12 protein-coding genes are annotated in these 14,176 nt (G+C 72.2%); 6 read left to right on the top strand and 6 right to left on the bottom strand.

The window, feature by feature from the left end; translation table 11 throughout:
• Positions 1–8 precede the first annotated feature (8 nt).
• Genes ABD709_RS07615 through ABD709_RS07600 form a run of 4 tightly spaced genes read right to left on the bottom strand, consistent with a single transcriptional unit; the run spans position 9 to position 4,064 of the window.
• Positions 9–980, bottom strand: coding sequence for an NAD-dependent epimerase/dehydratase family protein (locus ABD709_RS07615; RefSeq protein WP_344773953.1), 972 nt, complete (start codon positions 978–980; stop codon positions 9–11).
• A complete protein-coding gene (locus tag ABD709_RS07610; protein ID WP_344773951.1) occupies positions 977–2,236 on the bottom strand; it encodes a F390 synthetase-related protein in 1,260 nt (419 codons plus the stop codon). Before ABD709_RS07610 ends, ABD709_RS07615 begins: the two co-directional genes overlap by 4 nt.
• The gene (locus ABD709_RS07605) at positions 2,236–3,057 is read right to left on the bottom strand and encodes an MBL fold metallo-hydrolase (RefSeq protein WP_344773949.1); all 822 of its coding nucleotides are present in this window, start codon (positions 3,055–3,057) and stop codon (positions 2,236–2,238) included. The genes ABD709_RS07610 and ABD709_RS07605 overlap by 1 nt, the downstream gene beginning before the upstream one ends.
• A gap of 11 nt (positions 3,058–3,068) precedes the next feature.
• On the bottom strand, positions 3,069–4,064 hold the full coding sequence (locus tag ABD709_RS07600; protein ID WP_344773947.1) for a 3-oxoacyl-[acyl-carrier-protein] synthase III C-terminal domain-containing protein: 996 nt from the start codon (positions 4,062–4,064) through the stop codon (positions 3,069–3,071).
• Positions 4,065–4,131: 67 nt separating this feature from the next.
• On the opposite strand from ABD709_RS07600, the gene ABD709_RS07595 reads away from it, so the two are divergent.
• The 5 genes from ABD709_RS07595 (at position 4,132) to ABD709_RS07575 (ending at position 10,997) form a co-directional block, all read left to right on the top strand.
• Positions 4,132–4,722 carry a TetR/AcrR family transcriptional regulator gene (locus tag ABD709_RS07595; RefSeq protein ID WP_344773945.1) on the top strand — a complete coding sequence of 197 codons (591 nt, stop codon included), beginning with the start codon at positions 4,132–4,134 and terminating at the stop codon, positions 4,720–4,722.
• Positions 4,722–6,467, top strand: coding sequence for an ABC transporter ATP-binding protein (locus tag ABD709_RS07590; RefSeq protein WP_344773943.1), 1,746 nt, complete (start codon positions 4,722–4,724; stop codon positions 6,465–6,467). Before ABD709_RS07595 ends, ABD709_RS07590 begins: the two co-directional genes overlap by 1 nt.
• Positions 6,464–8,488, top strand: a complete 2,025-nt coding sequence (locus tag ABD709_RS07585) for an ABC transporter ATP-binding protein (protein WP_344773941.1) — start codon at positions 6,464–6,466, stop codon at positions 8,486–8,488. Before ABD709_RS07590 ends, ABD709_RS07585 begins: the two co-directional genes overlap by 4 nt.
• A gap of 371 nt (positions 8,489–8,859) precedes the next feature.
• Positions 8,860–10,548, top strand: coding sequence for an MDR family MFS transporter (locus tag ABD709_RS07580; RefSeq protein WP_344773939.1), 1,689 nt, complete (start codon positions 8,860–8,862; stop codon positions 10,546–10,548).
• Complete coding sequence (locus ABD709_RS07575) at positions 10,545–10,997, top strand: MarR family winged helix-turn-helix transcriptional regulator (RefSeq protein WP_344773937.1); 453 nt, start codon at positions 10,545–10,547, stop codon at positions 10,995–10,997. The genes ABD709_RS07580 and ABD709_RS07575 overlap by 4 nt, the downstream gene beginning before the upstream one ends.
• Positions 10,998–11,017: 20 nt before the next feature.
• Here the strand turns inward: ABD709_RS07575 and ABD709_RS07570 are convergent, their stop codons facing one another.
• Positions 11,018–12,685 (bottom strand): glycoside hydrolase family 13 protein, encoded by a 1,668-nt coding sequence (locus ABD709_RS07570; RefSeq protein ID WP_344773935.1) that lies wholly within the window; start codon positions 12,683–12,685, stop codon positions 11,018–11,020.
• Positions 12,682–13,419 carry a hypothetical protein gene (locus ABD709_RS07565; RefSeq protein ID WP_344773933.1) on the bottom strand — a complete coding sequence of 246 codons (738 nt, stop codon included), beginning with the start codon at positions 13,417–13,419 and terminating at the stop codon, positions 12,682–12,684. Before ABD709_RS07565 ends, ABD709_RS07570 begins: the two co-directional genes overlap by 4 nt.
• A gap of 43 nt (positions 13,420–13,462) precedes the next feature.
• Between ABD709_RS07565 and ABD709_RS07560 the strand changes: the two genes are divergently transcribed.
• Positions 13,463–14,149, top strand: a complete 687-nt coding sequence (locus tag ABD709_RS07560; protein WP_344773931.1) for an iron-dependent transcriptional repressor DtxR — start codon at positions 13,463–13,465, stop codon at positions 14,147–14,149.
• The last annotated feature ends 27 nt before the right edge of the window (positions 14,150–14,176 follow it).

Genomic DNA, 14,176 nt, shown 5'->3' with positions numbered 1-14,176 from the left:
CCCGGCTCCTAGAGCCGCTCCTTCTGCCAGTCGACGAACTCGGCGATGCCCTTCTCGATCGAGATCCCCGGAGCGCCCAGGTCGCGGAGCATCTTGTCGGGGTCGAACGTCTTCGACCAGCTGAGCACGCCCACGCCGTAGCGGGTGATCGGCGGCTCGCCGGGCAGGTGCAGCAGCCGCCAGGTCCGCTCGAGCGCGGTGGCAGCACGCAGCGCCGTACCGATGCGCACCTCGCGGCGCGGAGGAGGGAAGCCGAGGCGGTCGAGCACGTCGACGAGCAGCGCCTGCATGTCGACGGGCTCGGCGTTGGTCAGGTGGTAGACGCCGGTGAGCTCCGGCCGGACGGCGAGCTCGAGCAGGTACTCCGCGAGGTTGTCGACATAGATCAGGTCGCCGACCGCCGGTGTGTCCCGGCCGGTGAGCAGCGGCAGCCGGTCGGCCTTGGCGGCGGCGATGATCCGCGGGAAGAGCACGGTGTCCCCGGGCCCGAACACCGCGCGCGGGCGGGCCACGACGACCGAGCCGTCGTACTCCTGTGCGACCTGCTCGGAGGCCGCCTTGGTGCGCGCGTAGTCGTTGGCGAAGGTCGGCCCGACCGGCGACTCCTCGGTCAGGTCGAGCTGGTCGCCGTCGTGGTAGAGCACCGAGCTCGACGACACGTGCACCAACCGGGGGGATGCCCCCACTCGACCGAGCATCCGGGCCCACTCGACGACGGTGCGGGTGCCGGTGATGTTGTCGCGCTCGTAGTCGCGGCGGGAGGCGTACGGCGTCGCGCGGGCCGCGCAGTGGACGACGGCGTCCGGGTGCCAGGGCAGCTCGGGCAGCTCGTCGACGGGCGTACGGCCGAGGTCGACGCTGGCGTAGTCGGCGCGGTCCAGCTTGCGCCGGCCGATGCCGAAGACCTCGTGCCGGTCGCGGGCCAGCTCGACCAGCCGGCCGCCGACGAACCCGGACGCCCCCGTCACCAAGATCCTCACGATGTCCTCCTGATCCGCCGCCGCTTCTGGTCCGGCGCCTCGTCGGGCCACGGCGCGGCCACCACCCGCGGCGGCTCGGCGCCCAGCCGGCGCGCCAGCCGCGCCACCTCGTCGGCGATCCGGTCGAGGGCGGCCTCCGGCTCCCTCGCTCGTACGGCGACCTGCCACTCGCGGCCCGTCTGCCGGATCCGGTGGTCCTCGACCTGTCCCGCGAGCGCCACCGCGTGCCGCAGCGCGTCGGGGTAGACCCGCACCGGACCGGCCTCGCCGGCCAGCTCGAGCACGTCGTCGGCCCGGCCGAGCACCGCGGCCACCGTCCGGCCGGGACGGCCGCACGGGCACGGCCCGGGGGCGGCGAGCAGCACGTCGTCGAGCCGGTGCCGGACGACGAACTGCGTGGTGCGCGCGAAGTCGGTGACCACCGGGTGGAAGCGGCGGTGGTCGAGCCACTCGGGTTCGACGTGCACGTAGCGCTCGTTGAGGTGCAGCCGTCCCGCCGGGCAGCTGACGGCGAGCAGGCCCTCGGTCGCCTGGTAGATCTGGTCGACCCGGCGGCCGAACGCGGCGGCGATCACCGCCTCGTCGTCCGGCTCGAGCGTCTCCGCGACGGAGACGACCTGGGTCGGCTCGAGCCCGGGGACCGCGGCCTCCGCGATCGCCCGCAGCACGCTGGCCGGGGCGACCACGACGTCGGTGCCGCGCAGCGCGGGCAGCTGCTGCTCGAGCGGCACGGTCAGGTCGTGCCACGCGAACGCGACCCGCCGGCTGTCGAGGGTCTCGTAGAGGTTGCTGTTGGCACGGAGGAACAGCGCGACCCGGAGCGGCCGCCGCGCCATCAGCCGCAGCGCCTCCGGGGCGAGCAGCTGCGCCATCAGGGTGCCCGCCCAGAGCCGGCGCTCGGCGTCGGAGACGAGGAAGACGCCGCGGGTGCCCGAGGTGCCCGTCGACAGCCCGACCGTCACCCCGCCGACCCGCGCACCGAAGTCGCGGCTGCGCTCGGCGCCCTCGGCCACGGCGAGCGCCTGGTCGAGGGTGATCCGGTGCCGGTTGAAGGCGGCGAACTCCGCGAGCACCGTGCGTTTGTCGACCACCGGGATCTCGGCGAGCGGGAGGCCGGCGTACGGCCGGTAGAAGTCGGAGAGGACCAGGTCCTCCGCGAGGAACCGGCGCAACGCCCGGCCCGCGCGCCGCGGGTCGTGGGGCAGCCAGCGGTCGCGCGCGAAGACCCGTGCGACGTCCAGCTGCCCGACTGCCATCAGGCCTGCGCCCCCGACCAGGTCCGGGCGCCCTCCGGGCAGTGGGCCGGCAGCACGACCAGGTCCGGGTGGTCGGCGGCGGCCCGGTGGAGCGCGTGCAGCGTGCGGTCGTACGCCGGCCAGTCGTCGAAGATCGACCGGGCCAGCCGCGCCGGCGGGTCGAGGTCGCGGTAGGACGCCGTCGTCCACGCCGCGTCGCCGGCGAGCAGCGCCTGCCGGCCGTCCACCCTGACCAGCAGCCCGAGGTGGCCGGGCATGTGCCCGGGCAGGTCGACGGCGACCAGGCTGCGGTCGCCGAGCAGGTCCCAGCCCTGCAGACCGCCGTCGAGCTCCACCCGCGGGTAGCCGGCCACCGGGTCCAGCCGGTCCTGGAGGTCGCCGGGCAGCAGCGCCGGGACGATCGCGTGCCGGAGCGCCGCGACGCCCCGGACCGACAGCGCCTGCTCGGCTCCGGACGCGCCGGCGACGATCCGGGCGTGCGGGTAGTCGACGAGGCCGCCGACGTGGTCGCCGTGGAAGTGCGAGAGCACGATCCGTCGTACGTCGCCCGGCTCCACGCCGAGCGCCGCCAGCTGCCGCGGGAGGTGCTCCTGCTCGGGCAGCGTCACCGGCAGGATGCCGCGGTAGATCCGGCCCGTCCCGGACCGGGTCGCGTCGAAGAAGTGGTCGGAGTAGCCGGTGTCGAACAGCGTCCAGCCGTGCTCGGGATGCCGGATCGCGCCGACGTAGGACGGGAACTCGATCATCCGCAGCTTCCCGCCGCTGCGGGCCATCGCCTCCGGCCCCTTGCAGTGACCGACCCGCAGCCAGTGCAGGTCCACCTCGGGCTGTTCTAGTAGCACAGGACGATCCCTCCGATGGACAGCCCGGCTCCGGTGCCGAGCAGCAGCGCGAGGTCGCCACGGCGCAGCCGGCCGGACTCGATCGCGGCATGGAGGGCGGACGGCAGCGACGCCGCGACCTGGTTGCCGCGGTCGGCGTAGATGTCGACCATCTGGTCGTCCCGCAGCCCGAGCCGCTGGCGCAGCCAGGAGAGGCCGTGGTGGCTCGCCTGGTGAGGTATCACGAGAGGAAGGTCCGGGAGCTCGATGTCGCCGGCCTCGGCCAGGAGCCCGTCCACGAACGGCGGCAGGTGCTGGATCGCGAGCCGGAAGACCGCTCCGCCGTCCATCCGGAAGCGGGCGATGTCGCCGTAGGGCCCCTCGACGCGGTCGGGTGCGTGCCGGGAGCCGCCGCCTGGGATCTCGCAGGTGTGCGCGCCCTCGCTGTGGGTGGAGAAGCCGGCGGCGAGGACCGCGGAGTCGGTGCCGTCGGCGGGGCCGAGCACGGCCGCCGCGGCGCCGTCGCCGAAGATCCCCGACGCGCCGAGCTCGGACCAGTCGAGCCCGACCGAGGCGATGTCGGAGGAGACCACCAGGACGTGGCGGTGCCGGCCCGCGTCGATCAGGGTGGCGGCGAGGTCGAGGGCGACCAGGAAGCTCAGGCAGCTGGCGTTGACGTCCCACGCCGGCACCGGGTGCGGTGGGGCCAGCTCCTCGTGGAGCAGGGCGGCGTTGCAGGGGAGCGGCTGGTCGGGGGTGGCGCTGGCGCCGATGATCACGTCGACGTCGGCGAGGTCGAGGCCGGCCGCGGCGAGCGCCTTCCGGGCCGCCCGGGCACCGAGCTGGGCGGCGGTGCCGTGCTCGACGTACCGCACCCGGACGCCGGTTCTCGCCTCGACCGTCCCGGCGGCCAGGCCGAGGCGCTCGTCGATCGCGGTGCTGAGGAGCTCGTTGTCGGGGACGACCGCCCCGGTCCCGAGGATGCGGAGCGCGCGGGCTGCGGTCACGCACGGCAGGATAGGGCACGCGATAACCGGTTTGTGAGTGAGTGCTCACTCATTTACGCTGGCGGGCATGCCACCCCGTGCAGCCCCGATGGCGCCCGACGAGCGCCGGGCGGCCCTCATCGACGCCACGCTCCCGCTGCTCACCGAGCACGGCCGTGCCGTGCCCACCCGACTGATCGCCGAGGCCGCCGGCGTCGCCGAGGGCACCATCTTCCGGGTCTTCGACAGCAAGGAGGAGCTCGTCGAGGCCGCCCTCGCGAAAGCCTTCGAGCCCGGCCGGATGATCGAGGACGTCCTCGCGATCGACCCCGACCTGCCCCTCCGCGACCGCGCGATCGTCCTGGTGACGCTGCTGCAGGACCGGTTCCGCGAGATGTTCGCGCTGATGCACGCGGTCGGGATGGTGGGGCCGCCCGATCGCCACCGGGCCGAGCACATGGACCGGATCCGGGAGTCGTTCGCCGCGATGACCGCGGTCTTCGAGCCCGACCAGCCCGAGCTGATGGTCCCGGCCGGCCAGCTCGTGCAGCTGCTCCGGCTCCTCACGTTCTCGGGCAGCCACCCCAAGTTCTCGAACGGCGAGGTGCTCACACCCGCCGAGATCGTCGACACCGTGCTCTACGGCGTCGTCCGCCGACCTGCTGAGGTGACCGCCTGATGCTGCTCCGCCTGCTCAGGACCCACCTGTCGCCGTACAAGCCCTGGCTGTCGGTGATCGTGGTGCTCCAGTTCGCCGCGACCGTGGCGATGCTCTACCTGCCCAGCCTCAACGCCGACATCATCGACAAGGGCGTGGCCACCGGCGACACCGGCTACGTCGTCCGGCTCGGCGGCGTCATGCTGGTCGTCTCGCTGCTCCAGGCGGCCTGCTCGGTGGTCGCGGCGTGGTTCGCCTCGCACGCGTCGATGGCGTTCGGCCGCGACCTGCGGGCCGCGGTGTTCGGCCGCGTGGGCACGTTCTCCAGCCGCGAGGTCATGCACTTCGGCACCCCGTCGCTGATCACCCGCGCCACCAACGACGTCCAGCAGGTGCAGATGCTGGCGATGATGACGTGCACGATGGCCGTGATGATCCCGGTGATGATGATCGGCGGGATCGTGATGTCGATGCGCCAGGACCTCGGCCTGTCCTGGCTGGTCGCGGTCGTCGCGCCCGTCCTGGGCGTGTGCATCGGCGTCGTCGTGGCCAACATGGTGCCGGCGTTCCGGCTGGTCCAGGAGCGGCTCGACGGTGTCAACAAGATCCTGCGCGAGCAGATCACCGGCATCCGGGTGGTGCGCGCGTTCGTGCGCGAGCCGCTCGAGACCCAGCGGTTCGCCCGGGCCAACGACGACCTGACCGAGGTCTCCGTGCGGGCCGGCCGCTGGATGGCGACGATGTTCCCGCTGGTGATGCTGATCGCGAACGTCGCCAGTGTGGCCGTGATCTGGTTCGGCGGGCACCGCGTCGACGACGGGTCGATGGAGGTCGGATCGCTGACGGCGTTCCTGTCCTACCTCATGCAGATCGTGATGAGCGTGATGATGGGGACGTTCATGCTGATGATGATCCCCCGGGCGTCGGTGTGCGCCGACCGGATCGGGGAGGTCCTCGACACGCGGTCCAGCGTCGTGCCGCCGGCGGTTGCGGTGACCGGGACCGATCTGGCGGGCGTCGCCGGGCACCTCGACGTCGAGGGCGTCGGCGTGACCTACCCCGGCGCGGAGGCGCCGGTGCTGCACGGCGTCTCGTTGTCCGCCCGGCCCGGCCAGACGGTCGCGGTGATCGGCTCGACCGGCGCCGGCAAGACCACGCTGGTCAACCTGGTGCCGCGGCTGCTCGACGCGACCGAGGGCCGGGTGCTCGTCGACGGGGTCGACGTGCGCCAGCTCGAGCCCGAGGTGCTCTGGAAGCGGATCGGGCTGGTGCCGCAGCGGGCGTTCCTGTTCTCCGGGACGGTCGCCTCCAACCTGCGCTACGGCAACCCGGACGCCACCGACGACGATCTCTGGCGGGCGCTGGAGATCGCCCAGGCGAGCGACTTCGTCCGCGAGATGCCCGAGGGGCTCGACGCGCCGATCGCCCAGGGCGGCACGAACGTCTCGGGCGGTCAGCGGCAGCGGCTCGCCATCGCGCGGGCGCTCGTGCGGCAGCCGGAGATCTACCTGTTCGACGACGCCTTCTCGGCGCTCGACCTCGCCACGGACGCGCGGCTGCGGGCGGCGCTCAAGCCGGTGACCCGCGACGCGACCGTGGTCATCGTGGCGCAGCGCCTCGCGACGATCCGCGACGCCGACCTGATCGTGGTGCTCGAGGACGGCGAGGTCGTCGGCCGCGGCACCCACGACGAGCTGCTCGCCACGAACCCGACCTACCGGGAGATCGCGGCCAGCCAGGGCATCACGGAAGGGGCGGCGGCATGACGACGACCCAGAGTCCCGACGCGAAGCCGGCGGGCAAGCCGGGCACCCTGAAGACCACCGAGCGGATCGTCGCCGGTCCCGGCCCCGGCCGCGGCCCGATGGGCGGCGGCATGGTGGGCCAGAAGGCGAACGACTTCCGCGCCTCCTCCCGCCGGCTGCTGCGGAGCCTGGCCCCCGAGCGGGGGCGCGCGATCGGCGTACTCCTGCTTGCGGTGGGGAGCGTCACCCTGATGGCGCTCGGCCCGCGGATCCTCGGGCACGCCACCGACCTGGTGTTCAACGGCTTCATCGGCAAGCAGCTGCCGGCGGGCATCACCAAGGCGCAGGCGATCCAGGCCGCCGAGGCCGACGGGCAGGGCCGGTTCGCGGACCTGCTGCGCGGCATGGACGTCGTGCCCGGCGTGGGCGTCGACTTCACCGCCGTCGGCCACGTGCTGCTGATCGTGCTGGCGGTGTACGTCGCGTCCGCGGTCCTGTCGTGGCTCCAGGGCATCCTGGTCAACGACCTCGTGCAGGCGACGGTGCGCCGGATGCGCTCCGACGTGGAGGACAAGGTCAACCGGCTGCCGCTGGCCTTCTTCGACCGGCAGCCGCGCGGCGAGCTGCTGTCGCGGGTCACCAACGACATCGACAACGTCAGCCAGAGCCTGCAGCAGACGATGAGCCAGCTGCTCACCTCGATCCTGACCGTGGTCGCGGTGCTCTCGATGATGATCTGGATCTCGCCGCTGCTCGCGCTCGTGGCGCTGGTCTCGGTGCCGATCTCGATGGTCGTCACCGGCCGGATCATGAAGCGCTCCCAGAAGCAGTTCATCAGCCAGTGGCGGCAGACCGGCACCCTCAACGCGCACATCGAGGAGGCCATCTCCGGGCACGCGCTGGTGTCGGTCTTCGGCCGCCGCCAGGCCGTCGAGGCGGAGTTCGACCGGCAGAACGAGGAGCTCTACACCTCCTCCTGGCGCGCCCAGTTCGTGAGCGGCCTGATCATGCCGGTGATGATGCTGATCGGGAACCTCAACTACGTCGCGATCGCCGTCCTCGGCGGCCTGCGGGTCGCCCACGGCACGCTGAGCCTCGGCGAGGTGCAGGCCTTCATCCAGTACACCCGCCAGTTCAACCAGCCGCTCACCCAGGTCGCCTCGATGGCCAACCTGCTGCAGTCCGGCGTCGCCTCCGCCGAGCGGGTCTTCGAGCTGCTCGACGCCGAGGAGGAGGTCCCCGACGTAGGCGGACCGGGCACGGCCGGCAGCATGCCGAGTGGTCGATCTGCGACACGCTCGGCCAATGGAATGGTCGCGTTCGAGAACGTGTCGTTCTCCTACGACCCCGAGGAGCCGTTGATCGAGGACCTGTCGCTGGTCGCGCGCCCGGGGCAGACGGTGGCGATCGTGGGACCGACGGGGGCGGGCAAGACCACGTTGGTCAACCTGATCATGCGGTTCTACGAGCTCGACGGTGGCCGGATCACGCTCGACGGCGTCGACATCACCGCGATGCCCCGCGCCGAGCTGCGCGGCCGGATCGGGATGGTCCTCCAGGACACCTGGCTGTTCGAGGGGACGATCCGCGACAACATCGCCTACGGCCGGCCCGACGCGACCGAGGAGGACATCCGCGAGGCCGCGCGGGCGACGTACGTCGACCGGTTCGTCCACTCGCTGCCCGAGGGCTACGACACGATGGTCGACGATGAGGGCTCGAACCTCTCGGCGGGCGAGCGCCAGCTGATCACCATCGCCCGGGCCTTCCTCGCGCAGCCGGCGCTGCTGATCCTGGACGAGGCGACCTCCTCGGTCGACACCCGCACCGAGCTGCTCGTCCAGCACGCGATGGCCGCCCTGCGCTCGGACCGCACGTCGTTCGTCATCGCGCACCGGCTCTCCACCATCCGCGACGCCGACCTGATCCTGGTGATGGAGCACGGCCGGATCGTCGAGCAGGGCTCGCACGAGGAGCTGCTGGCGGCCGGCGGCCCCTTCGCCCGCCTCCACGCCGCGCAGTTCGAAGCGGCCGCTGTGTAAAGCCGTTGTGCGGCGGCCGTCCACGACCTAAATTCGTGGCACACGGGAAAGGAGGTGGTCCGAGGAATGAATTCTTCTAGGACGCGTGAGGTGGCTGCCCGCTAGCAGCCCCGGCAGCGCTGAGGAGGGGTTGAGATGCCCCTGACGCTGCTGGCGAATACCCAGCAGTCCACCCGACCCGCAGGCGAAACCGGGATCGTCCCCCGGCCTGGTCACCGACCACGCCTGCGGGTCGCCTCATTTTTCCGCGAGTCGGCTCAAGCTTGTGCCGACTCGGCAGGGGTTACGCGGGAACGAGAAGTTGACTGCGACAACCAACAGGGATAAAGTTGCTCCCATCAACCAATGACGGGTGTTCCCGAAGGAGCGACGTGACCGACCGAAGCACGGGTGCGCAGGCCGAGACCCGGCCGATGACCCACAAGGAGATCCTGGAGGCCCTGACCGGGCTGCTGCTCGCCATGTTCGTGGCGATGCTGTCCAGCACCGTCGTGAGCAACGCGCTCCCGCGGATCGTGGCCGACCTGCACGGCGACCAGACCGGCTACACGTGGGTCGTCGTCGCCACTCTCCTCGCCATGACGGCGACCACCCCGATCTGGGGCAAGCTGTCGGACCTGTTCAGCAAGAAGCTGCTCGTCCAGAGCGCTCTGGTCATCTACTCCGTCGGCTCGCTGATCGCGGCGTTTGCTCCCAGCATGGGCGTCCTGATCGGCGCCCGCGTCGTCCAGGGACTCGGCGTCGGCGGCCTCACCGCGCTGGTCCAGGTCGTCATCGCCTCGATGGTGACCCCGCGCGAGCGCGGCCGCTACAGCGGCTACATCGGGGCCGTCTTCGCGACCGCGACGGTCAGCGGTCCGCTGCTCGGCGGCCTCATCGTCGACAGCCCGCTCGGCTGGCGGGGCTGCTTCTTCGTCGGCCTCCCGATCGCGGCCCTCGCGTTCGTGGTGCTGCAGAAGACCTTGCACCTGCCCACCGTGAAGCGCGCCGTCAAGATCGACTACCTCGGCGCCACGCTGATCATGGCCGGCATCAGCCTGCTGCTGGTCTGGGTGTCGCTGGCTGGCACCGACTTCGCCTGGGTCTCCGGCACCTCGGGCGCGATCGTCGCCCTCGGCGTCGGGCTGATCGCCGGTGCGATCTGGGTCGAGGCCCGCGTCGCCGCCGAGCCCGTCATCCCGCTCCGCCTGTTCCGCGACCGTACGACGGCGCTGGCCACGGCCGCGTCGGTGATGATCGGCGTCGCGATGTTCGGCGCCACGGTCTACCTGAGCCAGTACTTCCAGCTCGCCCGCGGCATGTCCCCGACCCGGGCCGGCCTGATGTCGATCTGCATGGTCGGCGGGCTGCTGCTCTCCAGCATCGTGACGGGCCGGATCATCACCCAGACGGGCCGCTGGAAGAAGTGGCTGGTCGGCGGCATGGTGCTCGTGATCGCCGGCGTCGGCCTGCTCGGGACGATCGACGCGGACACCCCGCTCGCCGTGGTCGGCGTCTTCATGGCGATCACCGGCCTCGGCCTCGGCGCCACCATGCAGAACCTGGTGCTGTCGGTCCAGAACAACGTCAAGCAGGCGGACCTCGGCGCGGCCAGCTCGGTGGTCGCGATGTTCCGCTCGATCGGCGGCTCGGTGGGCGTCTCGGCGCTCGGCGCGGTCCTTGCCCACCAGGTGACCGCCAGCTTCAAGGACGGTCTCGGCGCCCTCGTGGCGAAGGGTCAGGTCACGCCCGACCAGCTCGCCTCCCTGCAGCACAGCACCGGCGACATCCCGGACATCTCCTCCCTGCCGGCACCGCTCGCCGCCCTGTACGAATCGGCGTTCGGCGCGGCCACGGGGCACCTGTTCCTCATCGCGGTACCGTTCGCGGTGCTCGCACTGGTCTGCGTGCTGTTCATCAAGGAGGTCCCGCTGCGCACCACGATCGACGTCTCCGAGTCGGCCACCGAGGCCGGCGTGGTCGCGAGCGGCGAGCCAGTGGACTGGCCGGCGTTCGAGGCCCCGGACGAGCACGTCGTCGCGGCGTCCGGTGACGGACCGCGGGAGGAAGTGCTTCGGTGAGCGAACCGACCCGGGAGCAGGCGATGCGTCAGCTGGAGCAGGAGTTCGGCGTGCTGCTGCGCCGGATCCGCCGGGCGATCGGCGAACGCGGCCGTGCGGTCCACCCCGAGCTGCAGGCGTCGGCGTACCTGATGCTGGGCTACGTCCGCGAGCACGGCCCGCTCCGGGCGTCGGTCATGTGCTCGGTGTTCGACCTCGACAAGGGCGCCGTCAGCCGGCAGGTCCAGCACCTGCTGGACCTGGGCCTGGTCACCCGCGCCCCGGACCCGACCGACGGCCGCGCCACGTTGATCAGCGTGACGGACGAGGCGGTCCGGCGGATGGGCGCCGTCGAGGTCGAGCGTCGCGAGGGGCTCTCGGAGAAGCTCGGGGAGTGGAGCGCCGCCGACATCATGGACCTGGTCGGCTCGCTCGCGCGCTACAACCAGACGCTCGACTCCAGCACCTGATCAACCCTGGTCAACCCTGGTCAACGCAGCCAGACCGCGGTGTCGGGCGGCAACGACGCGCCCCCCGCGGGCAGCGGCCCGCTCGCGATGAGCACCTCGCCGGCCGGCAGGTCGACGGGAGCCGTGCCGGTGTTGAGGACGGCGGTGAGCGCGCCCCGCCGTACGACGAGGGTGTCGCCCTCGACCTCGGCCGTGGTGGCCTCGTCCGTGCCGAGGACATGGGCGCGCCGGGCGGCGAGCGCGCGGCGGTAGAAGGCCAGCGTCGAGTCCTCGTCGGCGAGCTCGTGCTCGACGGTGAGGTCGGCCCAGTCGGTCGGCTGCGGGATCCAGGGCTGCCCCGCGCCGGGTCCGAAGCCGTACGGCGGCGCGGCGCCCGACCACGGCAGCGGCACCCGGCAGCCGTCGCGGCCCGGCTTGCCGGTGCGGAACCAGGACGGGTCCTGCCTGGCCTCCGGAGGTACCTCGACCTGCTCGAGGCCGAGCTCCTCGCCCTGGTAGACGTACGCCGATCCCGGCAGCGCGAGCATGGCGAGCGTCGCCGCACGGCCTCGCGCGACGCCGGCCGGGCCGCCGCCGTACCGGGTGGCGTGCCGGACGACGTCGTGGTTGGACAGGACCCACGTGGGTGTGGAGCTGGTCGAGGCGAGCGCGGCCAGGGAGTCGGTGATCACCTCGCCGAACGCCGCCGCGTCCCACGGAGCGCCGAGCCAGGCGAAGTTGAAGGTCTGGTGCAGCTCGTCGGGTCGCACGAAGCGCGCCATCGACTCCGGCGTCTGGGTCCAGGCCTCGGCGACCATCATCCGGTCGCCGTCGTACTCGTCGAGGATCCGCCGCCAGCTGCGGTAGACCTCGTGCACCTCCGGCTGGTCCCACATCGGCTCGTCGTCGAGCAGGCGCTCGACCATCGAGTGCTCTCGCTCGCCGGGGTCGCCGGCCGGCGCGTCCTTCCTGCGCAGCAGGGCCGGCACGTGCAGCTCGGGCTCGTCGTCGCCCTCCGGCCGCACCTGGTCCCGGAGGCTCGCCTCCTTGAACAGGCCGTGGGCGACGTCGATCCGGAACCCGTCGACGCCGCGGTCCAGCCAGAACCGCAGCACGTCCTCGAACATCGCCGGCACCTCGGGGTTGCGCCAGTCGAGGTCCGGCTGGGAGGGGTCGAAGAGGTGGAGGTACCACTGGCCGGGCCTCCCGTCCGCGTCCTCGACGCGGGTCCAGGCCGGGCCACCGAACACCGAGAGCCAGTTGTTGGGTGGCTCGCTCCCGTCCGGGCCCTTGCCGTCGCGGAACAGGTAGCGTGCGCGCTCGGCCGAGCCCGGGCCGGCCGCCAGCGCCGCCTGGAACCACGGGTGCTCCGAGGAGGTGTGGTTGGGAACCAGGTCGACGATCAGTCGCAGGCCGAGCTCGTGGGCACGCGCGACGAGCGCGTCGGCGTCCGCGAGGGTCCCGAACAGCCGGTCGACGTCCTTGTAGTCGGCGACGTCGTAGCCGTGGTCGTGCTGCGGCGAGGTGTAGAACGGCGTGACCCACAGGGCGTCGACGCCGAGGTCGCGCAGGTAGGGGAGGCGCGAGGTGATGCCGCGGAGGTCTCCGACGCCGTCACCGCCGCCCTGCGGGAAGTCGTCGGCGAAGCTGCGGATGTAGACCTGGTAGACGACGGCCTCGCGCCACCACGGCGCGTGGGGGGCGGTCAAGCGAACTCCTTGGGGTCGATGGCGATCCAGATGTGCTCGGCAGTGGCGACGATGTCGCCGACCGGGTCGTAGAGCGTGGCGGCGGTGTAGGTCTTGCGGCCCTCGACGCCGCGCTGCTCGCCGACGACGACGTAGCGCTCGGCCGTCGTCGGCAGCCGTTCGACGAGCACGGTGATCGTGCCGAGCACCACCGGCCGCTCCTCGAGGTCCGAGGCCCAGCCGCCGGGGCAGTCGAGGGCCGCCCAGGTGATCGGCACCGACGTCTCGAACGGTGTCCACGTCGAGGCGACCCGGCCGGTCTCCGCGGTGGTCGAGGAGGTCGCGAAGCGACCGTCACGAGACCCGACGGGCCCGGCGAAGATCCGCAGCCCGTCGCCCGGGCGCCGGTGGGTGCCGCAGGTGAAGCAGGTCGGGAACGGGTGGTGCTCGTGGCCCTTGTAGCGGGCCTCCGCCTGCGCCGCCTCGCGGGCCGGCACGCCGGGCACCGGCTCGGGCGCGTGGTCGGCGTACGCCGCCTGGGCGACGGTGCGCCCCTGGTAGCTGACGACGGCGCCGTCGGGGCGGGTCGTCAGCGGCAGCGGTATGTCGAGCGGCGGCGGCATCCGCAGGGCGACGGTGACCGGCCTGCCCATCCCGGCGTCGGGCAGGGTCGCGGCGAGTGCGCCGGCGCTCCAGCCGCCGTTGCCCGAGCCCCGCGGTCCGTTGAAGCGTCGGGGGATGCGCAGGGTGGGCATAGCGCCAACTCTTGCACGCGGGGGGATGAGCAAGAATGGGCCGGTGAGCGATCTGATCGACACCACCGAGATGTACCTCCGGACCATCTACGAGCTGGTCGAGGAGGGCATCGTCCCGCTGCGTGCGCGGATCGCCGAGCGGCTGCACCAGAGCGGCCCCACCGTCTCCCAGACCGTGGCCCGGATGGAGCGCGACGGACTGCTCACGGTCGAGGGGGACCGTCATCTCGAGCTCACCGACGAGGGCAACCGGCTGGCGACCCGGGTGATGCGCAAGCACCGGCTCGCCGAGCGGCTGCTCACCGACGTCATCGGCCTCGACTGGGAGCTCGTCCACGAGGAGGCGTGCCGGTGGGAGCACGTGATCTCCGAGACCGTCGAGCGTCGGCTGATCGACCTGCTCGACCACCCGACCGAGTCGCCCTACGGCAACCCGATCCCCGGGCTCTCCGAGCTCGGCCAGGAGTCGCTCGGCGAGGCGTTCATGTCCGACGTCGAGCCGCTCTCCAAGGCCGCGGGCCCGGAGACCAGCCGCGCGCTCGTGCGCCGGATCTCCGAGGAGATGCAGAAGGACGAGTCGCTGATGAGCGCGATGCGCCGGGTCGGCGCCCTCCCCGACAAGACGATCACCATCCAGGCCACCGCCGACGGCGTGCTCGTCGGCTCCGGCGGCGAGTCCGCCGAGATCTTCCCCGAGGCCGCCGACCACATCTTCGTCAAGAAGCTGTAGGGGTTGATTCGAAGGTCTGTAGGCGTT

Source organism: Nocardioides panacisoli (assembly GCF_039537325.1).
In the GTDB taxonomy this organism is placed as follows: domain Bacteria; phylum Actinomycetota; class Actinomycetes; order Propionibacteriales; family Nocardioidaceae; genus Nocardioides; species Nocardioides panacisoli.
The sequence above is the reverse complement of the archived record's forward strand: the minus strand, read 5'-3'. Positions and strand labels throughout refer to the sequence as shown.